Annotated in this window: 1 pseudogene; it reads left to right on the forward strand. The window is 73.4% G+C overall.

Annotated features, from left to right (window positions below):
• Positions 1 to 297, forward strand: a pseudogene (locus tag ACSNOK_RS33765) (glycosyltransferase family 2 protein); the annotation flags it as partial.

Genomic DNA, 297 nt, shown 5'->3' on the forward strand with positions numbered 1-297 from the left:
GCGCTGCGCACCGTCTGGGGCGCCAGCGACGCGGACATCGTCGCGTACATGGACGTGGACCTGTCCACCGGCCTGGACGGTCTGCTGCCCCTCATAGCCCCGCTGGCCAACGGCCACTCCGACCTGGCCATCGGCAGCAGGCTGGCCCCGGGCGCCCGCACCCTGCGCGGGCTGCGCCGCGAGTTCGTCTCCCGCTCGTACAACGCGCTCATACGCCTCACCCACGGCGTCCGGTTCAGCGACGGCCAGTGCGGCTTCAAGGCGGCCCGGACCGAGGTGCTGCGGCCGCTGCTGGAG

The organism is Streptomyces sp. URMC 126, from assembly GCF_051386555.1.
Taxonomy (GTDB): Bacteria; Actinomycetota; Actinomycetes; order Streptomycetales; family Streptomycetaceae; genus Streptomyces.